Here is a 21,616-nt window from a genome sequence, read left to right on the forward strand (position 1 = left end):
GATGGCGGTCCAGCACTGCCCTGATAGCGTCTGTAGCCACAGGTGATGGGCGGGGGCCGGCAGCGATGCCGGCCCCGCCCGGCATCCGCGGCCCTTCGCTAACAAGCGTGTTGAGAGTATAGGGCTAGGGCCGGAATCTCCGGCCTATGCCTTACTGACCGGAGGTTCTAGGAATGTCCATGCTGAGCTTTGAGAAAAGATACCGCGTACGCGGGGGGACGTTGATCGGAGGCGACCTATTTGACTTCTGGGTCGGGCCTTTCTACGTCGGATTTTTTGGGGTCCTAACGGCGTTTTTCGCGTTGTTGGGTACACTCCTGATCGTCTGGGGTGCGGCTATGGGCCCAACCTGGAACATCTGGCAGATCAGCATCAATCCCCCCGACCTGAGTTACGGCCTTGGCTTTGCACCCCTGGCTGAGGGTGGTCTTTGGCAGATGATCACGATCTGTGCCTTGGGCGCATTCGTCTCCTGGGCGCTACGCCAGGCTGAGATTGCCCGCAAACTGGGCATGGGTCTGCATATCCCGATCGCCTTCTCTGTGGCGGTCTTTGCCTATTTCACGCTGGTTGTCATTCGCCCGGTGCTGCTGGGTGCCTGGGGCCATGGTTTCCCCTACGGCATCATGAGTCACCTGGACTGGGTGTCCAACACTGGTTATCAGTTCCTGCATTTCCACTATAACCCGGCTCACATGCTGGCCATCGCCTTCTTCTTCACCACGGCTCTGGCGCTTTCACTGCATGGTGGTCTCATCCTGTCCGCTACCAACCCCAAGAAGGGTGAACCGGTCAAGACGCCTGAATACGAAGATACCTTCTTCCGTGACGTCGTCGGCTATTCCATCGGTGCCCTCGGCATTCACCGCCTGGGTCTGTTCCTGGCCCTCAGCGCCGCCTTCTGGAGTGCCGTCTGTATCGTCATCAGCGGTCCTTTCTGGACGCAGAGCTGGCCGGAATGGTGGAACTGGTGGCTTGACCTTCCTATCTGGGCTTAATGTAAGGGGACCACAATGGCCGAATACCAGAACATATTTAACCGGGTGCAGGTCCAGGCAGAGCCTGAGGCTGGCGTACCCTTGCCGAATGGTGATCGCGAACGCATCGGGAAACCGCTGCTGTTCTATTGGGCCGGCAAACTAGGTAACGCCCAGATTGGGCCGATTTACCTGGGCTGGACCGGATTGGCATCCATCATGTTTGGTTTGATGGCAATCCTGATCATTGGTTTTAACTTCCTGGCCCAGGTCAACTGGGACGTCATTCAGTTCATCCGCCAGCTCTTCTGGCTGGGACTGGAGCCGCCGCAGGCGCAGTATGGTCTGGGCATTCCTCCGCTGGCCGAGGGCGGCTGGTGGCTGATGGCCGGCTTTTTCCTGACCACCTCCATCCTGCTGTGGTGGGTACGGATGTATCGTCGTGCACGTGCGCTGAACATGGGTACCCATGTGGCCTGGGCATTTGCCGCGGCGATCTTCCTGTATCTGAGCCTTGGCTTCTTCCGTCCGATCCTGATGGGCGACTGGTCCGAAGCAGTACCGTTCGGCATCTTCCCGCACCTTGACTGGACCACGGCATTCTCTCTGAAGTACGGCAACCTGTACTACAACCCGTTCCACATGCTCTGTATTGCTTTCCTGTATGGCTCTGCTGTGCTGTTTGCCATGCATGGTGCAACGGTGCTGGCCGTGGGCCGGTATGGTGGTGAACGCGAGCTTGAGCAGATCACCGACCGTGGTACGGCTTCCGATAGAGCAATGCTGTTCTGGCGCTGGACCATGGGCTTCAACGCCACCATGGAATCCATCCATCGCTGGGGCTGGTGGTTCGCGGTTCTCGTACCGATCACCGGCGGCATTGGCATTCTGCTCACTGGCACGGTAGTCGACAATTGGTATCTGTGGGCGATCGACCACGGCGTGGCGCCGTCTTATCCGATCGTACATCCGAACGTCGAAGATCCGGCCATGCTTCAAGGGATGTCTCAATGAAAACGATGACGCGTAAAACGACGACAGTGGCGGCACTTGCCGGTGCCGCACTCCTGATGACCGGCTGCGAACTGCCCATCGGGATCGAAACCGAGCAGACCGGTTATCGCGGTCTGGGTATGGAGCAGGTGACCAAGCGGCATCTGGAAGCCATGAAGCGCAGCGGCATGGAAATTCCGGAGCCTGAGCGTCCCGCGGCTGCCGCCGGTCCCCGTGCCGGTGACATCTACGAGAACGTGAAGGTGCTGGGTGACCTGAACATCTCCGAGTTCAACCGTCTGATGAACGCCATCACTGCCTGGGTGGCTCCGGAAGAAGGTTGTAACTACTGTCATACGCCGGGTAACTTCGCAGACGAAGACGTCTACACGAAGATTGTCTCCCGTCGCATGCTGGAGATGACCTACACCATCAACAACGAGTGGACCGCCCACGTGGGCGAAACCGGTGTAACCTGTTACACCTGCCATATGGGCAACCCGGTACCGGAGAACATCTGGTATGAAGATTCGGGCATCAAGCATGCCGGTGGCCTTGCCGCCAGCCGCATGGGTCAGAATCTTGCGGGTAGCAACGTGGCTTCCACTTCGTTGCCGAATGATGTCTTCACGCCCTTCCTGCAGGGTGATGGGCCGCAGAACATTCGTGTGACGCCGCGGACTGCCCTGCCGATGGGGGACAACCCCTATAACCTGGTGGACGCTGAGTGGGTGCATGGTCTCATGATCCACTTCTCGAAGGCCCTGGGTGCTAACTGCACCACTTGCCATAACACGAACAACTTCCCGGAATGGCAGACCAGCCCTCCGCAGCGTGTGACGGCATGGCAGGGGATCGAGATGGTTCGTGCGCTGAACAATCAGTACCTGAACCCGCTGCAGCCCGAGTACCCGGATTACCGTCTGGGTCCCACGGGTGACGCGCCCAAGACCAACTGCGCCACTTGCCACAACGGCTTCCAGCTGCCGCTGGATCGTGCGCAGATGCTGAAGGATTATCCGGAACTGAATCGGGTGATCCATCGTGGTGACGAGCCTGCGGCCGCCACCAGCGCTGCTGCCGAACCTGCCGGTGATGCAGAAGGCGAGGCTGTTGAAGGGTAATTTCACAGTTGTATCAACTGAATGACCCGGACGGAACCGGGTGGACAGGGGACCTTCGTGGTCCCCTGTCTCGTTCCGGCCCGGAAACGGGTGCAAGGCATCATGGCTTTGTGTATGTTTTAGCGGCCTGAAGCTGACCATTCAGCCCTGACAGGCGCAGACGAGTGATGGCCCGAGCGGCCTTGTGAGGGATAGCAGTGGTCGGAAACCGAGGCGTGGGGATTGACGGCTTTACCAGCTGGCACTGGCTGCTGGGCGCTGCGGCGATGGTGATCGTGCTGGGGGGGCTCAAGGCCGTCAGCCATATTCTCACGCCGTTTCTGATGGCAGCGTTTCTGGCCATCATCTGCGCGCCGCCACTGGCCTGGATGCAGCGTCGAGGTGTACCCGGTGCCGTGGCGGTCATCATTTTGTTTTCCGTTGTCGGCTTCACCTTTTTTCTGCTGTTTCTGGCGCTCAGGGATGCGGCGGAAAGCCTCGCCGTTCAGGCTCCGGTATATCAGATGCGATTGACAGGGTGGTTGGAGCACTTGCGGGCCATCGCTGAAGCCCGTGGTTTGCCGGCGGATTTGTTACCGGAAAAACCGGCATTGCCCGCCACTGCGACCATTACCAATGCGGCCAGGGCGGTTGCCGGCGGAGTGGGGCAGTTTACCGCCAGTACCTTTCTGGTACTGCTGGCCTTCATGTTCCTGCTGATGGAAGAAAGGGCTCTGGAGGCCAAGCTCACTGCGGCTTTTCCCGGTCGCCGCCGTGCTCGTGTACGGATGCGGCGTTTTCTGCGCTCGGTCTATCGCTATCTGGCCATCAAGACGGGTGCCAGCGTGGTTACCGGGTTGCTGGTGGGTATCGGGCTGACGCTCATTGGCGTGGACTTTGCCATTCTCTGGGGCATCCTGGCCGGTTTGCTCAATTTCATTCCGACCATCGGTTCGATCATCGCGGCAGCCCCGGCGGTGCTGATTGCACTGCTGGGCATGGGGGTGACGGAGGCTGTGCTGGTCCTGATCCTGTACGTGCTGGTCAACGTGGGTATCGGCAGCGTGCTGGAGCCCAAGTTCATGGGGCGCAACCTGGGCCTGTCGCCCCTGGTGGTGCTGGTATCCTTGCTGGTCTGGGGCTGGGTGTTTGGACCGGTGGGCATGTTACTGTCGATTCCTCTGACCATGATCGCCAAGCTGGCACTGGAGTCCAAGTCGGATACCCGATGGATGGGTATCCTCATGAGTGACCGCGCCAGGGGGAGCTAGTCGCCGGGGTGACCGGCTCTGTACATGATTTTCCCAGGAGATCCAAATTGATTCCCTTGATTCTTTCAGGTGGTGCAGGTACTCGGCTCTGGCCCATGTCGCGCCAGTTGTATCCCAAACAGTTTCTACCTTTGGCGGACCCTCGGCGGACCCTCCTGCAGGCGACCCTTGAGCGCCTGCCCCAGGGCGATGATATGGCCCGTCCGGTGGTGGTGTGCAATGAAGAACACCGCTTTCTGGTCGCTGAACAGCTACGCGCCATGGGGGTGCAGCCGGCTCGGATCATCCTGGAGCCATTGGGACGCAATACCGCGCCGGCGGTGGCGCTGGCTGCTCTGGAACAGGTACAGGAGGGTGCGGACCCGGTGCTGTTGGTGATGCCGGCGGACCATGTGATCATCGACGTGGAGGCCTTCCGCCACGCGCTGTCCATTGCCCGGGTGCGGGCGGAAGCCGGGGACATGGTGACCTTCGGCATTGTCCCTTCCGAGCCTCATACCGGCTACGGCTACATCCGTGCCGGCGCCCGGAGTGAGGTGGAAGGTGCCGTACCAGTTCTGGAATTTGTCGAAAAGCCGGATCAGCAGACGGCGGAAGGTTATCTTGCCACCGGCGAGTATTACTGGAACAGCGGCATGTTCGTGTTTCGGGCCTCGGTGTTTCTGCAGGAGATGGAGGTCCATGCACCGGACATCCTGGCCGCCTGCCGCAAAGCGGTGGAGGGTGCGCAGGCTGATCTGGATTTTTTGCGTGTGAACCGGGAGGCATTTGTCGCCTGTCGCAGCGAATCCATCGACTATGCAGTCATGGAAAAGACCACCCGAGCCGTGGTGGTGCCGTTGCAGGCCGGCTGGAGCGATGTGGGCTCCTGGACCTCTCTGTGGGCCGTGGGGGAGAGGGATGTTGACGGCAACCTGGCCCAGGGAGACGTCATCACGGTGGGGGCCAGAAACTGCTACGTGCATGGTAACCAGCGTCTGGTGGCCGCCGTGGGGGTTGAAGACCTGGTGATCGTGGAAACGGCGGATGCAGTGCTGGTGATGCACAAAGACTGCGACCAGGAGGTCAAGGAGGTGGTCGCCCGACTGAAGTCCGGCGGCCGGGATGAGGCGGAGATCCATCGCTGCGTGGCCCGGCCCTGGGGCACCTATGAGTGCATTGATGCCTCGGACCGTTTCCAGGTGAAGCGCATCACGGTCAAGCCGGGACAGACCCTGTCACTACAGATGCATTATCACCGGGCGGAACACTGGATCGTGGTCCGGGGCACGGCGCGGATCACCCGGGGTGAAGAGATATTCGTGCTCACCGAGAACCAGTCCACCTTCATTCCCCTGGGCGTGACCCACCGCCTGGAAAACCCGGGCAAGATCCCCCTGGAACTGATCGAGGTGCAGTCGGGGAGTTACCTGGGCGAGGATGACATCGTGCGCTTCCAGGATACCTACGGTCGCAGCTGAGGCCGAAGCGGCGCCGCCTCAGGCGGCATCCCGCTTCTGGCTCAAGGCATTGACCAGTCTCAGCACCGCCTGCACCCGCTGTTCCAGTGTGTCCATGGACTCAAAGAACCTCAGCTTGTCGGGGCCGTCGAGTCGATAGCCCTGAGGATCGGACTGAATCAGGCGGATGACGTCGGCCGGGTCCACGGCCGGGTCCGGGTGGAAGACCAACCGACCGCCCTGTGGGCCCAGTTCCAGCTTGCGAACGCCCAGTGGCTGCAATCTGAGCTTGAGACGGGCGGCTTCCACCAGATTTTTCGCCTGGGCCGGCAGCAGTCCGAAGCGGTCGATCATCTCCACTTCCATTTCGCGCAACTGCTCCTGATCGCGGCAACTGGCCAGCCGCTTGTAGAGGATCAGGCGACCGTGGACATCCGGTACATAGTTGTCCGGTAGCAGGGCCGGCAGCCCCAGGTCCACCTCGGTGGTCTCGCCGGCGCCGGTTTCCAGGTCCGGGATCTTGCCTTCCTTGAGCGCTTTCACCGCCCGTTCCAGCAGTTCGTTGTAGAGGGTGAAGCCGATTTCCTGAATCTGGCCGCTCTGTTCATCGCCCAGCAGTTCGCCAGCGCCCCGGATCTCCAGGTCATGGCTGGCCAGGGTGAAACCCACCCCCAGATCTTCCAGGGATTCGATGGCCTCCAGACGCTTGACGGCATCCGGCGTCATGCCGGAGGGATGCGGCGTGATGAGATAGGCGTAGGCCCGATGATGACTGCGTCCGACACGTCCCCTGAGCTGATGAAGTTGTGACAGGCCCAGCTTGTCTGCTCGGTCAATGACGATGGTATTGGCCGTGGGTACGTCGATACCGGTCTCGATGATGGTAGTGCATACCAGGATGTTGTAGCGCCGGTGGTAGAAGTCCAGCATCACCTGTTCCAGTTCCTTCTCCCGCATCTGTCCATGGGCGATGCCGATGGTGGCGGAGGGAATCAGTTCTCCCAGTTCCCGTGCCGTCTTCTCGATGGTGTCCACCTGATTGTGTAGGTAGTAGACCTGACCGCCGCGCCGGATCTCGCGCAAGCAGGCCTCCTGGATCAGGGCGTCGTTGCGCTGGCTGACGAAGGTCTTGATGGCCAGCCGCTCTTCCGGGGGGGTGGCGATGATGGACAGGTCCCGCAGCCCCGACAAGGCCATGTTGAGGGTGCGAGGGATGGGGGTGGCGGTGAGCGTGAGCATGTCCACCTCGGCCCGCAGGGCCTTGAGCCGTTCCTTGTGCCGGACCCCGAAACGCTGTTCCTCGTCGATGATCACCAACCCCAGGTTCTTGAACTTGAGATTGCCCTGGATCAGCTTGTGGGTGCCGATGACGATATCCACGCGCCCGTCTTCCAGCCCTTCCATCACCGTCTGCTGTTGTTTCTGGGAACGGAACCGGGACATGGATTCGATGCGGATGGGCCAGTCGGCAAAGCGGTCGCGGAAGTTCTGATCATGTTGCTGGGCCAGCAGGGTGGTGGGTACCAGCACCGCCACCTGCTTGCCGTCCTGCACCGCCACGAAGGCGGCACGCATGGCCACCTCGGTCTTGCCGAAGCCCACGTCGCCGCAGACCACCCGGTCCATGGGGCGTTCCGAGGCCATGTCCGCCAGCACGGCCTCGATGGCGGAGAGCTGGTCCGGGGTTTCCTCGAACGGGAAGGCGGCGGCAAAGGCCGCGTACTCATCGCCGTGAGGCTGGTAGGCATACCCTTTGCGGGCAGCACGCCGGGCATAGATGTCCAGCAGTTCCGCCGCCACGTCCCGTGCCTTTTCCGCTGCCTTGCGACGGGCCTTGACCCAGGCATCCGTTCCCAGTTTGTGCAGCGGGGCGTGTTCCGGATCGGCACCCGTGTAACGGCTGATCAGATGCAGGGAGGAGACGGGGACGTAGAGCTTGTCACCGCCGGCATATTCCAGGGTGAGAAACTCGGTTTCCTGACCGCCGACGGTGAGTGTCTGCAGACCCAGATAACGGCCCACCCCGTTGTCTTCATGGACCACGGGCGCGCCGGGATGCAGGTCTGTCAGATTGCGGATGACTGCATCCGCATCCCGGGTGGGGCGGTTGCGGCGTCGTTCCTGACGGGCCCGCCGGCCGAACAGGCTGGACTCGGTGAGGACGGCCAGGCCGGCTTCAGGCAGATACAGGCCGTCATCCAGCGGCGCTACGGTCATGCACATGGGATGTTCTGCCGTCAGGAAGGCCTGCCAGGAATCCACCGGGGTAGGCAGGATACCGAACGGACGCAGGGTATCCAGCAGGACTTCCCGCCGCCCGGCGGATTCGGCCGTGAACAGGACGCGTCCTGTAAAGCTCTGCAGAAATTGCTGCAGGGCCAGGGCAGGATCGTTCTGGCGGGGATGAATCCGCAGGTCGGGCAGGGCCGCGGTTTCCAGGTTGCACAGGCCCGCTCCGATATCGGCCAATGCCATGGCCTGGATCTGCAGTTGCCGGCCTTGTGCCCATTGCCGGGACAGCGTCTCTTGATCCAGGAACAGGGTCGCGGGGGGCAGCAGGGGACGTTCCCTGTCGTGTCGGCGCTGTTCGTAGCGATGGGCCACCTGCTCGGCAAAGCTACGGGCGGCTGTGTCTGTGTCACCCGCCTGGATGAACAGGGTGTTGCCGGGCAGGTAGTCGAACAGGGTCTCGGTATGATCGAAAAACAGGGGCAGGTAGTATTCGATCCCCGCCGGGGCGGCCCCCTGGCTCACCTCGCGATAGATCAGACTGGCCTGGGGATCACCTTCAATGAGAGTGCGATAGCGCTGGCGAAAGCCCTTGATGCCGGCCTCGTTCATGGGGAACTCATGGGCCGGCAATAGGCGGATTTGGGGAACGGGGTCCTGGGAGCGCTGGCTCTCGGGGTCGAAGGTGCGGATGGACTCGATCTCGTCATCCATCAGATCGATACGATAAGGGACCCCGCTACCCATGGGAAACACGTCCAGCAGGGCGCCTCGGACCGTGTATTCACCATGCTCCATGACCTGATTCACATGCCGGTAGCCCGCCTCTTCAAAGCCGCTTCTGAGCTTTTCCCGGTCGATGCGTTCCCCCTGGGACAGGAACAGACACTGGGACTGCAGCCAGGCCCGGGGTGCCAGGCGCTGCATGAGGGTGGTCACCGGGATGATCAGTGCGCCGCGCTTGAGGGAGGGCAGCCGGTGCAGGGTTTCCAGACGTCGGGAGACGATGTCTTCATGAGGAGAAAAGACATCGTAGGGCAGGGTTTCCCAGTCGGGCAGGGCGAGGATGGCCTCTGCGTCGTTCAGGAAAAAAGCCAGCTCCAACTCCAGGCGTTCGGCGATCTGGGTATCGGGAGTGACCACGACGGTCAGGCCCTGATGCCGTTCCAGGGCGGTAGCCACGGCCAGACCCAGGGCGGCACCATAAAGCTGCCCCCAATGGGCACACTGGGTTTCACGGGGCAGGGCGGGGGGATTGAGGGGGGTAAAGGTCTTTGACTGATCCATCCTGACTGCGGCCCGGCGGTTTTATTGATGAGCGCAGATTATACCCTGATGGGCAGGAGGCGTCGGCAGAAGAGGAAGGGCCGCCCCGCCGGGGCGGGGCGGCGGCGACTCAGGAGGATTAGGATTCCTTGTCGTCGGTTCTGATGTTGAGCAGGGTGTAGGCCGGGCACCAGCTCATGAGGGCGCTGGCCAGCGGGATCAGACCCAGCCAGCCCCAAGGGGTCTGAGGGCCGACAAAGACGAGGGCAATCAGGCCCAGGCCGACCACGATACGGATCATACGATCAGTGGAACCCATGTTCTTCAGTTCTTCCAGATTCATCAGCGTGCTCCTTGGATTGGACAGCGTCATACCATCATAGTGGTTATGGGGCTATTCTGATTGACGAAGGACAGGATTTTTGGAATTGATTCTTCTTTCCGGCGTCGCAGGATTAGTCCCGGTAGCGCTTGAGAAGATCCCCGTAGGCATCGATCCGCCGGTCTCGCAGGTAGGGCCAGATTCGCCGCACCGCCTCGCTGCGTGCCTTGTCCACATCCACGACCAAGACCTGCTCCTCCGTCTCCGAGGCTTGGGCCAGGAACTCCCCCTGGGGACCGCAGACAAAGCTGGAACCCCAGAACCGGCTGCCGGCGGTGACCCCGGACGGGTCCGGTTCAAACCCCACCCGGTTACAGGCTGCCACCGGAATTCCGTTGGCCACCGCATGGGCGCGCTGCACCGTGATCCAGGCCTCCCGCTGACGAGCCTGTTCATCGGCCCTGTCATTGGGGTCCCAGCCGATGGCGGTGGGATAGATCAGCAGCTCCGCCCCGGCCAGGGCCATGAGCCGCGCCGCCTCCGGAAACCACTGATCCCAGCACACCAGCACCCCCAGGCGTCCCACACGTGTGTCCACTGGCTCGAATCCCAGATCCCCCGGGGTGAAATAGAACTTCTCGTAATAGCCGGGATCGTCCGGGATGTGCATCTTGCGATAGACCCCGGCCAGGCGCCCGTCGCTGTCCAGTACCACGGCGGTGTTGTGATACAGGCCGGGGGCACGCCGCTCGAACAGGGAGCCGACGATGACCACCCCCAGCTCCGCCGCCGCCTCGGACAGGGCCTGAGTGCTGGGGCCGGGAATCGGCTCGGCCAGGTTGAACAGCTCGGTATCCTCCGTCTGGCAGAAGTACAGGCCGGTGTGCAACTCTTGCAGGATAACGAGCTCGGCCCCTTGGGTGGCGGCCTCGCGGATGCCCCGCAGGCTCTTGCCCAGGTTGGCCTGGGTATCGTCCGAGTTGGAATGCTGGATCAGTGCGATGCGCATGATGAGGGTCTGGGTCGGTTCAATGGTTGTGGAAGTTGTATAAAACAGGAGGGTATCGAGCCTCGTATCAACATCAACCGGAGCGCAGGGAATGCCGGTCCGGTGCCCGCGGACCCTTGCGGGTCGCCAGATAAAAGTGAAACAGGGCCAAACAGAACATGAGCAGGCTCATCAGCATGGCGCCCCGGTAGGGGCCGAAGAAGATCCATGCGCCCAGCACCAGAAAGGCGATGCCTGTACTGCCCTGGATGATGAGTTTCTTCATGCGTCCCGTATTCCAGGTGGACATGGTGATGAACCACCAGCCCATGGGCAGACCGGGGGCGCAGAACAGCACTACCAGCTGCCGGAGGACCCCTTCCAGATGTCCGAGGGCCAGATGAATGCCCAGGCTACCGGCCATCAGCAGCACTACACCGACGGCGGCGATCCGGTAGCTGGGCTGGCGGGAACGAAACCAGGGGCGTTTTACCGGTGTATTCATTGAGCTTGTATACCTCCAAGGATGTTCTGAACAAGTCATTCCCGCGTATTCCCGACCGTCACGCCTGTGCAATTCCCGCATCAAAATCGCCATTTCCACGCAGGCGAGAATCCTGAGTCAATCGAAAACAGACTACGCACCCCAAATCGCCATTTCCGCGCAGGCGGGAATCCTGAGTCAATCGAAAACAGACTACGTACCCTAAATCGTCATTCCCGCGAAAGCGGGAATCCAGTCACAGGCCGACAATTCCAGACTCCCGCTTTCGTGGGAGTGACGGCAGTGGGGTTATTCGTGTGTCCCAAAAAATTAAATGCCCAAGCAGCAGATATTGGTAGATCCCAATGCGGGCTGAGCGCCATACCCCTTTGGATCAATCGGGGCAAAAAGCGTTCAGAGGCCGGACCTGTATGCCTTAATCAAGCCTTTGCAAAACAGGATTGCACCATAACCGAATCATGAGCAGGCTGACAGGGGAAAAGGCGATGGCCCGCCGGGATCGTTGGGGGCCAGCAGCATCAATGCCTAGGCCAGGATGGGGATGAGCACAAAGTTGCCCAGCACGGCCGCGGCAAGAAACCGCCCGTCCCGGAAGGCATCTCGCAGGTGGTTCAGCGGCACCAGGGTGAAGGTGGCGTACAGCATCAGGCCCAACACGGGCCACAGCAGATGTTCCAGCACCGATCCGGCCGCCGGCAAGGTAGACGAAGACCTGGCGGCGTTCCAGGGCCTGGCGGTTCAAGTGACACCTCTCTTTATAAGTGCTTTCTGAGGGCAAGAGTTTCATCTTTCAGGGACGTGGTTACCGTTTTGTCCCAGAGAGGCCACAGCATAGCCGACACCGGTTTCGAAGATGCGGGTGCCGCCCCCTTCGCCTATCGTTCTGCGCAGACTCGTGCCGTCCACCACGCGGGCCCCCGCCAGATAATCCACGCCCCAGTCCGCCAACTCCCCGAGCCAGGGCAACGTGGGGCCCATGAGTACCAGAGTGGCCTCCCGGGCACAGGCGACCAGTCGGGGGAAAGTCTTGTTGATCAGGCTGGTGGCGGTGAGGAACACCCAGTCTGCTTCCGCCAGTACAAATTCGGCGGCCTGGGCGGGCAGATCCTCGGGGCCGGGCTGGCATTCCAGTACCGTGAGGTGCCAGTCCAGCTGAAGGCTGTCCAGGCCAGGATAGCGGCCCACTACCACCACGCGGCGGCCGGCGAGTCGTGGGGCGAAATGCTCGAATACCGCCAGGTTGGCGGAGCCCTGAACATGGATGGGCATTGCCCTGGCCGCCAGCTGGGAGGTCGGGTTGATCACCGCGTTGATGGCGGCCATCCCCACACAGGCCTCGTGGGGATTCCAGGAACGTATCCACGGGCTCAGTGCCCCCACGGAGCGTCCGGCCAGTGTGCCCGGCCAGGGCAGGGTGCGGGTGCCCCGGGTTGGACTCATGGCCAGCCCAAACCCCCGATCCGTTTCGCACAGGGTCCAGGTCAGGCCGATGAGCACCTCGTGGATGCGAGCGTTGTCGGCGGCGGCATCTTCCAGCAGTTCGTAGATCGACCAAGGGCTCGCGTTCATCGGCCTGCCTTCCGGGGGGTACGCAATTTCACCATGGCCAGCTTCCAGGCAGAGATGAGCAGGATGATCCCCAGCAGGACATGCAGGGCCGTGCTGGGGGTGTACACCATCAGCAGGGCACCGATCAATGCGCCCAGGATCGAGCCCGCCGCCATCCAGCCGATGAAGCCGCCGAACTGCTGGAGTTCGCCGAAGGTCTGCCTCGCGCGATAGCGGGACAGGCCCATGAGGATGGTGGGAATACTGATGGCCAGACTCAGGCTCCCCGCTACTTTGATGTCCAGCCCATACAGCAGCAGGATGGTGGGAATGATGAGTTCTCCACCAGCCACCCCGAGCATGCTGCTGAACAGTCCGATGACGATCCCGGCGAAAAACCCCAGTACCACCGCCACCGGTAGGGGAATGTCCAGCCCCAGTCCGCTGAATATGAACTCATGACCGATGAGTACCGCGCTGAGGAAGACCAGAAACACTACCACCACCTGGGTCAGCAGGCGCTCATTGACCCGGGTGGCGAAATGTACCCCCATCCAGGAGCCGATCAGGGAGCCGGAAAGGATGTTTGCCACCACCCACAGATAGGGCAGCAGTTCGGCGATGCCCGTCATGCCGATGCGAAACAGAAAGGCAAAGATCACCGTGACCAGGCTGACCATCAGATTGATGATGATGGCGTCCAGCATCTTGAACCGGAAGATGGCCGCCAGTACCGGCAGACGAAATTCCGCCCCGCCCAGCCCGATCAATCCCCCGAGGCTGCCGATACCGGCACCCCACCCAAAGGCCGGGCCGTGGAATGCTCTTGAACGTGATGTGTTGTCCGGTTGCGCCATCGATACTCCCCCATGAAAACCTGAAACGAATGATCGGGTACTTTTCAGTGGGGTTTAAGCAATATTCGAGCCATGGATTGTTACCCGTCATGGACTGTGTCCCGATCATGTTTTTTATGTTGCGTTGTATACAAGAGGACACAACGGGGTGTCATTTCAGACAAAGGCAACCGTTTGCGCCCTCTCCGGGTGACCGCCAAACACCATGGCAGCGGGGTTTCATCGCCACTGCATGGTCACTGACAAGATGGCCCGCATCCTGCAGTCCATCATCTGAATCGAGCCCATCACCCATGTCGTCCGGAGATACCCGATGAGAATTCTGACCCTGCTTGCCTTGCTGTGTTACAGCCTGACGCTTCAGGCCGCCGAGGTCATGATCGCCGCCGGTGCGGGATACAAAAGGCCATTGATGGAAGTGTATGCGGCCTTTACCGATCACTCGGGTCACAAGGTGGAGGCCGTTTTCGGCAATATGCAGCAGATCACGGCCCAGACCCGGAGCAGTGGTCGTGTGGACCTGGTGGTCGGTGAACTGGGATTCCTGCGGCAGACCGGGCTGTTTGAGAATTTCGTACCGCTGGGCACCGGCAGGCTGGTGCTGGCCTATGCCGTTCAGCCGCGCGATGGATACAGGGAGCTTCTGGCCGAGGATGTGCGCAGGATCGCCCTGCCTGATCCCGCTAAGGCCATCTTCGGAATGGCGGCCATGCAGTTTCTCCAACGTAGCGGTTTGCTGGAGGGGGTGCAAGAGAAGCTGATGCCCATGGCCACCGTGCCCCAGGTCTCGGCACATCTGGTGGCCGGCACCGTGGACGCCGGATTCATCAACCTGACCGACGCCCTCGGGCTGGGCGAGAGGATCGCCGGTTTCGAAGAACTTCCCACGCAATATTATGACCCGCCAACGATCGTGCTGGCCCATCCCAAGGACCGGCCCATGGGGGAGGCAGTACAGGCCTTTGCGGCATTTCTGACCACGGAGCAGGCCCGGGCCATCCTTGCTCGGCACGGGCTGTGATGGGCGAGACCTTCGCTTGTTCTCCCGGCGCCTGGTGGCTGAGCCTGCAGGTGGCCGGGGTTGTGCTGGTCCTGTTTCTGACTCTGGGAATCGGGCTGGCCTATGTGCTCACATTGCCCATCCCCTTGCGAGGATTGCTGGACAGCCTGGTGTCTCTACTGCTGGTCTTCCCCCCGATTGCCGTCGGCTTCGTCCTGCTGATGATATTCAGCCGGCACGGCCCGGTGGGGGGGTGGCTGGATGAGATGCTGGGCTGGAATATGGTGTTTTCATTCCCTGCCCTGGTGCTCGCCGCCTTTATTGCCGGCCTGCCCCTGGTGGTCAAACCGATCCAGGCCGCCATCGAAGGCAGTGCCAGGGATCTGGTGGAAGTGTCACAGACGCTGGGCAAGGGGCGCATGGCCACCTTGATCCTGGTGGTAATTCCGGCGGTCCGGGGCAGCATCGTCGCCGGGTTGGTCCTAGGCGTGGGGCGCTCCTTCGGCGAGGTGGGTATCACGCTGATGCTGGGCGGTAACATCATCGGTGCCACCGAGACCCTGTCCCTGGCCATCTACAACCATGTCCTGGATGGTGATTTCACCTGTGCCGGCCACGTCTCGGCCATGCTGGGCGGGGTGTCCCTGCTCCTGTTCCTGTTGTTGCAGCACTTCGGAGTCCGTCGATGAGCGGGCTCATGGCCGATGTGCGCTTTCGGCACCGGGGATTCTCTCTGGATGTGGCGCTGGGTGTGCCTCCGGGCGGGGTCACGGCCCTGCTGGGGCCTTCGGGATGCGGCAAGACCACGCTGCTGCGTCTGCTGGCGGGCCTGGAAAGGCCTGGCGACGGTGTCATCCAGCGGGGGGACCGGATCTGGTTTGACTCCTCAAGGCGGGTCCACCTGCCCACCCGTCGGCGGCGGGTGGGGTTCATGTTCCAGCAGTACGCCCTGTTTCCCCATCTGACGGTGGCCGGCAACATCGCCTTCGGCCTGCCGTCGAAGCGGGACCACCTCGCCAGGGTCAATCTCTGGCTGGAGCGTCTGCACCTGCAGGGGCTGGAAAGGCGCTACCCGGGATCACTCTCCGGTGGACAGAAACAGCGGGTGGCCCTGGCGCGGGCGTTGGCCCCGGAACCGGACGTGCTGTTGCTGGACGAACCCTTCTCCGCCGTGGATCAGGGGTTGCGACGGGATTTGCGTCTGCTGTTTCAGGAGGTCATCGCCGCCCAGGGCATCCCGGTGATCGTCGTCACCCATGACCTGGATGATGCCCGTTACATCGCTGATCGTGCAGGCGTGATGATCCAGGGGCGATTGCGTCGTCTGGGTCCCACCGAGCAGGTCTTTGCCCAGCCTGGGGATGTTCAGGTGGCCCAGGTGCTGGGCTGGAGCAATCTGCTGCCGGTGGCCGGTGTGGACCAGGGACATGCCTGGGGGGGCTGGGGGCGGTTGCCGTTGCCTGCGTCCGCCCGAGGCAGGCATCTCGACCGTCTGGCTGTCCACCCTGAAGGCCCCCGTTTGGTGAGCGACGGCGATGGGTTGGCCGGGCAGGTGACTCGGGTGATGGGTCTGGGACGGCGTACGCTGGTGATCTGTCGCCTTGAGGATCGCACCCCGCTGCAGATCGTGCTGACAGATGGGTGTGCGGTGCCCCGGCTGGGGGAGTGCATGCATGTCCGGATCCCCCTTGATTGTGTCACCCCATTGCACAATGGATCGCTGCCATAGGGCGGCAAGGAGAGGAATACATGGCTGTATTGCGTTGTCGTTTCGGGGAGATCTTCCCTGGTGGACGCTCCCGGGACTGTGTGCCCCGCTGCTGGTTTGAGCTGGAAAACCCCTGGCTTGACCGGGCGGTCAAACCCTACGGTTTCAAGGTATTCCAGGAGCACGAAGTCATGGCGCGGCGTGTGCTGGGACATGACCGGGCGGGCACGGCCTGTTTTCATGCCTATGATTACCAGCTGACCGAACCCCGTTCGGATGATGACATGGAGTTCTACGCAGCGGTCACCTACGCGGAGTCACTGGTTGCCTGGCGTCTCCTGGACGGCCGCTGGCTGGTGCGCCATCAGGTGATGCCGTTCGGGGATGAGGGCGAGGGGAGCATACAGATACGTCTGACCCGGCGGATGCCCTGAATCGTCACGGGGTGCCGGCATTACCGGCCCCCGTGGAGCGACTTTCGGCCTTTATCGAATCAATCGGCGATCTGGACGACCTCGATCTCGTTGAGCCATTTCACATGACGCGGCCCGGTGCGGGTATCCGTGGGTGTGATCAGTGCGATCAGGCCTTCGGCCTCACTCAAGGGTTCTCCCCCCTGGCCGTAGTACACCATGACCTCGTCACCGGCGGCGGCGTTGAAGACTTCCCCCCAGGAAAACACCACTTTGTAATCATCTGTGGCCTTGGCAACGAATACCATTTTGCGAAAATCCCTGGGGGATGCCGCTTTGAGCTGGGCCTTTTCCAGGATGTCTCGCAGCAACACCCCTTGCAGATCCTCCTTGGTGCCCCGGTGGATGCCGCGCATGCAGACCATGTCGACCTTTTCGATGTACTGGGTGTTCAGGGTCTGCAGATCGGCAACCGACAGGGTGAGGGGTTGTTCGACGGCGCCGGTGATGGTGATCGATTCCGATAGCCTGTGTGGGGCGTCGGCCGCGAATCCTGCGCCGGTGACGAGGGTGGCGATGATGAAAATGATGGATCTTGGAAATGGCATCGGAAATACCTCATGTTGTGGTGTGGGTGTAAACGGGTGGGTAATAAAAGCGGCTAGAATTCATAGCGGGCGTTGAAGAACCACATGCGCCCGGGACTGGGGAAGCCGCTGGATACCTCGTAGTCCTCATCGAACAGGTTGTCGACGCGGGCCTCCAGGCGCAGTTGTGGGAAGGGTTCGAAGGCCAGCCCCAGGTCTGCGGTGGTGTGGCCAGACAGCCGGATCGTGTCGGAATCCCACCGGCTGCTCTCGTTCTTCAGTACCAGCAGGATTTCCCAAGGGGCACTGGGGGTGTACGTCCCGTGGAGCAGGAGTTTTCGCTCCGGTACGCCGGTCAGGCGGGTGTCGGGATCGCTGCGATTGTCCCGATCCAGCAGGGTCAGGTTGCCTCCCAAACGCCACCGGGGACCGACATTTGAACTCAGAGCCAACTCCAGACCCTTGATTCTCACCTCTCCCACGTTCTGCATCTGGTAGCGGCCCGGTTCCACGTCGTCGACCCGTTGGATCAGATCCGTGACCTCGCTCATGAAGACCGCCGCTTCGAGCCGGGCCAGCGGCCAGAGGGAACCCTGGTACCCCAGTTCCGCATTGAGGGACCTCTCCTTCTGCAGATCAGGATTGGGAATGGCCGAACCCAGACGCAGGGAGTAGCGGTCCTTCAGCGTGGGGAAACGGGAATTGCCGGAGAGGCTGGCGTAGACCCGATGCAAGGGATCCAGGTCCCAGAAAAGCCCCAGCTGGGCGTTGGTGGCCGAGATGGCGTCGGGCTTGGGTACCGGATCGCTGGATTTGAAGACACGATCCGCCTGGAGTTCATGCCGGGACAGACCCAGGCTCAGTCGCAGGTCCTGGGCGAGCTGGATGGTGTTCTCCACACCGAGGCTCGTGAGGGTGTCTTCGAAGTGCTCCGTCAGCATCAGGGTGTTGTTTGCCTTGTGCTCATCCTGTTTGCGCATCGCGACCAGTGTCACCGCCTGCCGGGGCAGGCGAGCGGAATGCAGCTCCACGGCGCCCCCGGTGGTGCGGTCGTTGTAGATGCTTTTCCCGGCGGGACCGACGCTGCCTCGACCGCCGGTCCTGAGCTGCGAATAGGTGTCATCGGTGTACGAATGAACGGCGTTGTCGTAGGCATCGCGGTACAGGCGGGTTTTGATGGTCTCGTACTCACTGACCGCGGTGCTGGAGATGAAATACAGGCTTTCCTTGTCCCAATACGGCCATTGCCAGTAGCGGGCGGCATTCGGGTCGGTGGAGGGTGGCTGTCCTTTTTCCCCATTCTGCTGGTAGTAGCTCAGGGCGTACTCATCGGTGGCGTTGGGCTGCAGACCGATCTTCAATGAGAGTTTTTCATCCTTGCGATAGGCGTTTTCACGCAGTCCGCCGGATTCGGTGGGGGTGGACGTGAAATCCGAAGACAAGCGAAAACCATCGCTGTCGATCCAGGCATATCCCCCCTGCACGTACCAGTTCCCCTGGTGGCTGCCCACGTTGACGGCGGTGGAACGCTCGTTGCCTTGCCCGGCGCCCAAGGTGATGTTCCCTTCAAAACGCTGCTGAGGTTTCCTGGACACCAGATTGATGGCCCCACCCAGGGTATTGGGCCCATAGACCACGGAACTGAACCCCTTGGCCACCTGGATGGCAGCCAGGTCGGCCGTGGTGAAGCGATTGAAATCGATGTAGCCGTCGTAGGGGACATAGACGGGGATGCCGTCGATGAACAGGGGGATCTGGCGTGCATCAAAGCCGCGGACATGCACGACCTGCTCGTTTCTGGAATTTGTTGAAACATGGATGCCGGGCAATAAATCCAGGGCCTGACCCACCGTGTTGCGATTGAAGTGGCGGAACTCGTGCAGGGTGAGGACCGATGAGGCCTGATCCGTGGGCATGCCACCCAGCTCCTGCCTCTGTGGTGCCACATGGATGGTTCCCAGTTCATAGATCGGCATCGCGTTGTCCGCAGGGGCTTGGGGTGTGGTGCCCAGCAGGGTGATGCCGATGGCATATGCACATCGTCTGAAATGAGGCATGACCTGTTGCTCCTGATGGTGTTTGTGATTCATGGCGGTCAATCGCTATGTTTTCTTGTATATAACGACTGATGTGTCAGGCACGCAGCCGGCTCTCGACCCTCCGGATCGAGGTGCCGTGCCCCCCCAGGTATGTCTCAGTGTCGGTAACGCAGACCCAGGCGCAGGTAGCGTCCCGGATCGGCCAGCAGCGAGCTGTCGTTACTACGGTCGAACAGGTTGTCGATACCGGCAAACACTTCAATGTCCCGCTGCAGGTCCGGGAAGAAGGAAAGGGCCAGGTCCACCCGGTCGTAGGCTTCCAGGGCCTCGGTATTGTCGGTGTCGGCATACTGCCGGCCGGCGTGGTGCCAATTCAGGCTCCACATCCACGGGGTTGAGGGTGTCCAGGTGGCACCGAGCATGGCCAGGAATTCGGGGGAACTGGTTAGGGTGTTACCCGTGGTACGGTTTTCCGTATCCAGCCAGGTGGCGTTCCCCCGGAGGTGGAGGGCATGATGCAAACGCATCTCCGCACTGACCTCCAGGCCCTGAATGCGCGCCTCGGCCACGTTCTTGAAGGTCCGGTAGCGTTGCCCCGCAAGGGCATTGACCCAGATCGGCTCGATGCGATCATTGATGTCGCTGTGGAACAGGGTGATCCGGTGTCGGAACGTGCCCGCTTCTCCGCTTAATCCCAACTCCCAGGTCTCGTTGGTCTCCGGGCGCAGGATGTGGGCTTCCTTGCCCAGCGACGGTTCGATGAGTAAGGCACCCAACTGCCGCTCGCCGTTGGGCATCAGGTGGTCCACCAGCAAATCCCTTTCCTGGGGCACCTTGAATCCCTGGGCATAGTTGATGTTGATCCCCAACCCCGGTGTCAGTCGATAGACCCCGCCGACCTTGAAAGAGGTCTCCTGATAATCGATGTTGGTGTCATCCAGCCTAGCTCCGTACACCACGTCCAGATGGGGAGTGACGGCCCACTCATGCTGGGCAAACAGGGCGGATTCCTCTCGTCTGCCGGTAAAGGCGCTGGCCGTCCTTTCCCGGTATTCGCTGCCGACGGTGAACCGATGGGGCTGGCTGGGAGCCCAGCGGCCGATGATTTCGTGTGTATCCATCTCGATCTTCTGCCCGAACCCTCCCGACTCGGTCTGGTCGGCGCTGGTAAAGCCGATGTCTTGGTAATGAATGACGTAGATGGAACGGTCCTTGTCGTAGTGACTGCGGGCCCATTGGTAGCGGATGTTCAGGTCATCCGTCGCCTGCCACTGGAGGTGGGCAGCGGTATTCAGGCGAGTGTTGTCATCGTCCCAGCGGGTGGGCAGACCGAAGACCGCGGGGCCGCCGAAGGCGGTATCCTGACGACCGCCGATATAGTTCTGGGATCGCTCTTCCAGGGTGTAGTCCAGGTCCACGCCCAACTGGAGGCGAGCCGTCGCCTGGTGCTGCAGGGACACCCCTGCGGTATAGACATCGGCTTGGTCGACCCGGGTGGCGTCCAGGGTGTATTCGTCGGGGATGGCTCTGATTTGCGGATTGTTGTGCTGGGAAGGCGGTGTGCGGCCGCCACCCACACCGACAGTGGTGCGCGTGCGTTCGGCAATGGGGTCGCGGCTGTCGGCCCCCAGGCGAAGCTGGACCTGGGTGCGGTCGCTGCCGCCGGAGAGTCCCAGGAACAAGGTACGGCGTTCCCCTTCTCCGTCCGTGGTCATGCCCCATTGGATATCGGCCTCGGCATTCAGGCCCGGACGTGGCTTGCGGGTGACGATGTTGATCACCCCGCCAAGGGCGTCGGAGCCATAGACCACGCTGGCAGGACCCTTGACGATCTCGATGCGTTCCACCTGGGTCATGAGGATGCGGTTGAATTCGTACTGACGACTGAATTCACCGGCCAGTCTTCGGCCGTTGATCAGGATGATCACGTCTTCCCGACTGGTGCCGCGAATCGAGAGGCTGCCGCCGTCCGGGCTGACGAAAACCCCTGAGGCCTCTCGCAATGCATCGGCCAGGGTGACGGCACCCCGTGCCTCCAGCATGGCACTGTCGATGACCTCGACGGAGCCGGGCGTGCGTTCCAGGGGGCGTTCACTGCCGGTACTGGCGGTGACGGTGATGGGTGTCAGTGCCCAAGGCGCCTCTTCGGCGTGGGTGGGACTCAAAGCCGATAACACGGCCAGGCCAAGTACCGTCCGTGGCCGAGGCAGGGCGGTTTTTCGGCCCTGGGTTTGGTGTTTTCTCATGAATGCCCCCGGTTTGCTTGTTGTTATGTACTCGGTGTGTGGTGATCCTTTTCCTCGTTATATTTTTTTTTATATAGCGATGGTCAAAATACGACCAGGCGTCCCGCCGGATTGCATTTAGCAGG

General features: G+C 61.5%; 19 protein-coding genes. 9 read left to right on the top strand and 10 right to left on the bottom strand.

Going from position 1 to position 21,616, the window contains the following annotated elements; genetic code table 11:
- Window positions 1-173 precede the first annotated feature (173 nt).
- From pufL to LQ952_RS09640, 5 genes are all read left to right on the top strand, one after another.
- Entirely contained in the window at window positions 174-998 is an 825-nt protein-coding gene (pufL, locus tag LQ952_RS09620) for a photosynthetic reaction center subunit L (protein ID WP_238622445.1), read from the top strand.
- Between the two features lie 15 nt (window positions 999-1,013).
- Window positions 1,014-1,991 carry a photosynthetic reaction center subunit M gene (gene pufM, locus LQ952_RS09625; RefSeq protein ID WP_238622446.1) on the top strand — a complete coding sequence of 326 codons (978 nt, stop codon included), beginning with the start codon at window positions 1,014-1,016 and terminating at the stop codon, window positions 1,989-1,991.
- Complete coding sequence (gene pufC, locus LQ952_RS09630) at window positions 1,988-3,094, top strand: photosynthetic reaction center cytochrome PufC (RefSeq protein ID WP_238622447.1); 1,107 nt, start codon at window positions 1,988-1,990, stop codon at window positions 3,092-3,094. Before pufM ends, pufC begins: the two co-directional genes overlap by 4 nt.
- A 215-nt stretch (window positions 3,095-3,309) precedes the next feature.
- Window positions 3,310-4,344 carry an AI-2E family transporter gene (locus tag LQ952_RS09635; protein ID WP_238622448.1) on the top strand — a complete coding sequence of 345 codons (1,035 nt, stop codon included), beginning with the start codon at window positions 3,310-3,312 and terminating at the stop codon, window positions 4,342-4,344.
- 47 nt (window positions 4,345-4,391) lie between these two features.
- On the top strand, window positions 4,392-5,804 hold the full coding sequence (locus LQ952_RS09640) for a mannose-1-phosphate guanylyltransferase/mannose-6-phosphate isomerase (protein ID WP_255722516.1): 1,413 nt from the start codon (window positions 4,392-4,394) through the stop codon (window positions 5,802-5,804).
- Between the two features lie 18 nt (window positions 5,805-5,822).
- On the opposite strand, the gene mfd is transcribed toward LQ952_RS09640, so the two are convergent.
- From mfd to LQ952_RS09675, 7 genes are all read right to left on the bottom strand, one after another.
- Window positions 5,823-9,299: a transcription-repair coupling factor gene (mfd, locus tag LQ952_RS09645; protein WP_238622450.1), complete on the bottom strand. Its 3,477-nt coding sequence runs from the start codon at window positions 9,297-9,299 to the stop codon at window positions 5,823-5,825.
- A gap of 118 nt (window positions 9,300-9,417) precedes the next feature.
- A complete protein-coding gene (locus tag LQ952_RS09650) occupies window positions 9,418-9,621 on the bottom strand; it encodes a YgaP family membrane protein (RefSeq protein ID WP_238622451.1) in 204 nt (67 codons plus the stop codon).
- A gap of 112 nt (window positions 9,622-9,733) precedes the next feature.
- Complete coding sequence (locus LQ952_RS09655) at window positions 9,734-10,609, bottom strand: carbon-nitrogen hydrolase (protein ID WP_238622452.1); 876 nt, start codon at window positions 10,607-10,609, stop codon at window positions 9,734-9,736.
- A 73-nt stretch (window positions 10,610-10,682) separates the two neighbouring features.
- A complete protein-coding gene (locus LQ952_RS09660) occupies window positions 10,683-11,093 on the bottom strand; it encodes a hypothetical protein (RefSeq protein WP_238622453.1) in 411 nt (136 codons plus the stop codon).
- A 525-nt stretch (window positions 11,094-11,618) separates the two neighbouring features.
- Window positions 11,619-11,774, bottom strand: a complete 156-nt coding sequence (locus LQ952_RS09665; protein ID WP_430733766.1) for a hypothetical protein — start codon at window positions 11,772-11,774, stop codon at window positions 11,619-11,621.
- Between the two features lie 102 nt (window positions 11,775-11,876).
- A complete protein-coding gene (locus LQ952_RS09670) occupies window positions 11,877-12,662 on the bottom strand; it encodes a DUF364 domain-containing protein (protein ID WP_238622454.1) in 786 nt (261 codons plus the stop codon).
- Entirely contained in the window at window positions 12,659-13,498 is an 840-nt protein-coding gene (locus LQ952_RS09675) for a sulfite exporter TauE/SafE family protein (protein WP_238622455.1), read from the bottom strand. The genes LQ952_RS09670 and LQ952_RS09675 overlap by 4 nt, the downstream gene beginning before the upstream one ends.
- 313 nt (window positions 13,499-13,811) lie before the next feature.
- Between LQ952_RS09675 and modA the strand changes: the two genes are divergently transcribed.
- From modA to LQ952_RS09695, 4 genes are read left to right on the top strand one after another with little or no spacing between them, the layout of a single operon-like run.
- The gene (gene modA / locus LQ952_RS09680) at window positions 13,812-14,519 is read left to right on the top strand and encodes a molybdate ABC transporter substrate-binding protein (protein WP_238622456.1); all 708 of its coding nucleotides are present in this window, start codon (window positions 13,812-13,814) and stop codon (window positions 14,517-14,519) included.
- Window positions 14,519-15,187, top strand: coding sequence for a molybdate ABC transporter permease subunit (locus tag LQ952_RS09685; RefSeq protein WP_238622457.1), 669 nt, complete (start codon window positions 14,519-14,521; stop codon window positions 15,185-15,187). Before modA ends, LQ952_RS09685 begins: the two co-directional genes overlap by 1 nt.
- Window positions 15,184-16,227 (top strand): ABC transporter ATP-binding protein, encoded by a 1,044-nt coding sequence (locus LQ952_RS09690; protein ID WP_238622458.1) that lies wholly within the window; start codon window positions 15,184-15,186, stop codon window positions 16,225-16,227. The genes LQ952_RS09685 and LQ952_RS09690 overlap by 4 nt, the downstream gene beginning before the upstream one ends.
- A 20-nt stretch (window positions 16,228-16,247) precedes the next feature.
- Entirely contained in the window at window positions 16,248-16,640 is a 393-nt protein-coding gene (locus LQ952_RS09695; protein WP_238622459.1) for a hypothetical protein, read from the top strand.
- A gap of 59 nt (window positions 16,641-16,699) precedes the next feature.
- On the opposite strand, the gene LQ952_RS09700 is transcribed toward LQ952_RS09695, so the two are convergent.
- The 3 genes from LQ952_RS09700 to LQ952_RS09710 form a co-directional block, all read right to left on the bottom strand.
- Window positions 16,700-17,227, bottom strand: a complete 528-nt coding sequence (locus tag LQ952_RS09700; protein ID WP_200175548.1) for a molybdopterin-dependent oxidoreductase — start codon at window positions 17,225-17,227, stop codon at window positions 16,700-16,702.
- Window positions 17,228-17,280: 53 nt separating this feature from the next.
- Window positions 17,281-19,296: a TonB-dependent receptor plug domain-containing protein gene (locus tag LQ952_RS09705; protein WP_238622460.1), complete on the bottom strand. Its 2,016-nt coding sequence runs from the start codon at window positions 19,294-19,296 to the stop codon at window positions 17,281-17,283.
- Between the two features lie 104 nt (window positions 19,297-19,400).
- Window positions 19,401-21,491: a TonB-dependent receptor plug domain-containing protein gene (locus LQ952_RS09710; protein WP_238622461.1), complete on the bottom strand. Its 2,091-nt coding sequence runs from the start codon at window positions 21,489-21,491 to the stop codon at window positions 19,401-19,403.
- Between the last annotated feature and the right edge of the window lie 125 nt (window positions 21,492-21,616).

It is taken from the genome of Ectothiorhodospira lacustris, assembly GCF_022227785.1.
In the GTDB taxonomy this organism is placed as follows: Bacteria; Pseudomonadota; Gammaproteobacteria; order Ectothiorhodospirales; family Ectothiorhodospiraceae; genus Ectothiorhodospira; species Ectothiorhodospira lacustris.

What these genes read in the sequence shown, in the direction of transcription:
- LQ952_RS09710 (WP_238622461.1), bottom strand. Translation starts at nt 21,491, where the DNA reads ATGAGAAAACACCAAACCCAGGGCCGAAAAACCGCCCTGCCTCGGCCA.
- LQ952_RS09695 (WP_238622459.1), top strand. Translation starts at nt 16,248, where the DNA reads ATGGCTGTATTGCGTTGTCGTTTCGGGGAGATCTTCCCTGGTGGACGC.
- pufL (WP_238622445.1), top strand. Translation starts at nt 174, where the DNA reads ATGTCCATGCTGAGCTTTGAGAAAAGATACCGCGTACGCGGGGGGACG.
- mfd (WP_238622450.1), bottom strand. Translation starts at nt 9,299, where the DNA reads ATGGATCAGTCAAAGACCTTTACCCCCCTCAATCCCCCCGCCCTGCCC.
- LQ952_RS09660 (WP_238622453.1), bottom strand. Translation starts at nt 11,093, where the DNA reads ATGAATACACCGGTAAAACGCCCCTGGTTTCGTTCCCGCCAGCCCAGC.
- LQ952_RS09700 (WP_200175548.1), bottom strand. Translation starts at nt 17,227, where the DNA reads ATGCCATTTCCAAGATCCATCATTTTCATCATCGCCACCCTCGTCACC.
- LQ952_RS09675 (WP_238622455.1), bottom strand. Translation starts at nt 13,498, where the DNA reads ATGGCGCAACCGGACAACACATCACGTTCAAGAGCATTCCACGGCCCG.
- LQ952_RS09690 (WP_238622458.1), top strand. Translation starts at nt 15,184, where the DNA reads ATGAGCGGGCTCATGGCCGATGTGCGCTTTCGGCACCGGGGATTCTCT.
- LQ952_RS09705 (WP_238622460.1), bottom strand. Translation starts at nt 19,296, where the DNA reads ATGAATCACAAACACCATCAGGAGCAACAGGTCATGCCTCATTTCAGA.
- LQ952_RS09650 (WP_238622451.1), bottom strand. Translation starts at nt 9,621, where the DNA reads ATGAATCTGGAAGAACTGAAGAACATGGGTTCCACTGATCGTATGATC.
- LQ952_RS09670 (WP_238622454.1), bottom strand. Translation starts at nt 12,662, where the DNA reads ATGAACGCGAGCCCTTGGTCGATCTACGAACTGCTGGAAGATGCCGCC.
- modA (WP_238622456.1), top strand. Translation starts at nt 13,812, where the DNA reads ATGAGAATTCTGACCCTGCTTGCCTTGCTGTGTTACAGCCTGACGCTT.
- LQ952_RS09655 (WP_238622452.1), bottom strand. Translation starts at nt 10,609, where the DNA reads ATGCGCATCGCACTGATCCAGCATTCCAACTCGGACGATACCCAGGCC.
- LQ952_RS09685 (WP_238622457.1), top strand. Translation starts at nt 14,519, where the DNA reads ATGGGCGAGACCTTCGCTTGTTCTCCCGGCGCCTGGTGGCTGAGCCTG.
- pufC (WP_238622447.1), top strand. Translation starts at nt 1,988, where the DNA reads ATGAAAACGATGACGCGTAAAACGACGACAGTGGCGGCACTTGCCGGT.
- pufM (WP_238622446.1), top strand. Translation starts at nt 1,014, where the DNA reads ATGGCCGAATACCAGAACATATTTAACCGGGTGCAGGTCCAGGCAGAG.